2 protein-coding genes are annotated in these 1918 nt (G+C 70.7%); both read right to left on the reverse strand.

The window, feature by feature from the left end; all coding sequences use genetic code 11:
- The coding region (locus AC1D01_RS32535; protein ID WP_477873628.1) for a secretin N-terminal domain-containing protein at positions 1-1010 on the reverse strand (1010 nt) is incomplete at its 3' end.
- Positions 1011-1012: 2 nt separating this feature from the next.
- Positions 1013-1918 (reverse strand): type II secretion system protein N (gene gspN, locus AC1D01_RS32540; RefSeq protein ID WP_477873629.1); only part of this gene is annotated, 906 nt, incomplete at its 5' end.

Genomic DNA, 1918 nt, shown 5'->3' on the forward strand with positions numbered 1-1918 from the left:
GCCTGCGACAGCGCGGCCGTCGGCGAGCTGCCGCCACCACCACCACCGCCGCCGGTCGAGCTGAACGCGGCGCGCAGCACGGTGGCCAGCTTCACCGCATCGCCGTTCTTCAGGTAGACGACGTAGATGTTGCCCATCGGGTTGTCGCCGACCATCGGCTTGTCGAGCTTGTCGATCACCGCCCTGATGTTGGCCATGCGCGCCGGTGTGGAGGCGCGCACGATCAGCGCGTTGCTGCGCGCATCGACCAGGATCGACGAGGTGGCGCCGCCGCCGGGCACGCCGCCCTGCACGCCGGTGCCGCCGTCGCTCAGGCGCTGCACGACCGTGGCGAGGTCGGTGGCGACCGCGTACTTCAGCGGGATGATCTCGACGTCGCCGGAGCTCGGCGTGTCCATCGCGGCGATGATCTTCGCGATGCGCGTCAGGTTGTCGGCGTAGTCGGTGATCACCAGCGTGTTGTTGCCGGGGTTCGCGTTGATGGTGTTGTTCGGGCTGATCAGCGGGCGCAGCACCGGCACCAGGTTGTTCGCGTTCTCATGGCTGAGCTTGAAGATCTGCGTCAGCACCTGGTCGCCCTGGCGCGACACCGAGCCGACCGAGACGGTGCCCGACTGCAGCTTCGCATCGGCTTCCGGCACGACCTTGAACAGCCCGCCGACCTCGACCACCGTGAAGCCCAGGCCGCGCAGCGCGGCCAGGTAGTTCAGGTAGGCCTCGCGCGGCGTCATCGGCTCTTCGCTGAACAGCGTGATCGTGCCCTTCACGCGCGGGTCGACGACGAACTGCTGCTTCAGGATGGCGCCCATCGCGCGCGACACGCCTTCGATGTCGGCATTGACGAAGTTCAGCGTGACCGGTTCGCCCTTGAAGCGCGACGGCGCCGGCGATGCCGGCTGCTGGGCCATCACGGCCGGGAACGTACCGAGGTTCGTGGTCAACAGCGCAGCCACCAGCGCGCCGACGAGCGGGCGTCGCGGCTGGAGCAGGGGGATATGGCGCTTTTTCATGCTCATCCGATCGAAATGACGGACACGGYGCCGTTGCGCCGCCCGATGATGTTCAGCAGATTGCTCAATGCGGCTTCGTCGCCGCTGTTCGCACGGGCCTCGCCGCGAAAGCGCACGCCATTGGCGCCCACGCTGCCGTTGCCCGAGAGTTGCAGGGCGCCGTCGAGCGTCGTCAGGCTCAGCTGCGACGGACCGCCGCCCGGGTTGCCGGTCAGCGACAGCCGGTAGCTGCCCAGCGTCTCGAGCGTCGACACGCGAGACGCCGCGCCGATCAGCTCGACATCGGCCCGGCCGTCCATCAGCCAGCGGCCTTGCACCCATTCCATCTTCAGCCCCGGCGACACCAGGCGCAGCGCGCCGCCGAGCTGCAAGGTGTTCCACGGCGTGCCCAGGCCGCCGAGCAGCGCACCCGGCCACTGGCCGGTCCAGCCCGGCTGGGGCATCAGCGTCAGCGAGAGGCGGCCGAAGCCGGGCTTGATCTGCAGCGCGACGTTGCCGTTCAGGCAGCAGGCCTGGCGCGCCACCAGCTCGAAGCCGAGCCCGCGCAGGCCGAGCGACCAGTCGAGCCGGCCCGGCAGCGCCGCGGCATCGCGGCTGCCCGGGCCGCCGGTCAGCACGACGACCGCGCTGCCCGACCACACCGTGCCGCGCGCATCGGCCAGCAGCACGCGCTGGCCCGAGGCCGATTCGATCGCGCCGGCCAGCCAGCTCGCGGGTGCGAAGGCGACCAGCCCGAACAGCAGGCCGAGCACGGTGCCGGCGATGCCCCAGCGCGCGGCAGCACCGCGCGACTGGTCCCAGGCCAGCTCGGCGAAGGTGGATTCCTGCCAGGCCGACGGGCTCAGGCTGGCGGCGAAGCGGCGCTTGCCGACGCGCTTGGGCACGTTGCGCCCGAGCGGTCGCAGGAA

It is taken from the genome of Rhizobacter sp. P3_B12 (assembly GCF_056402895.1).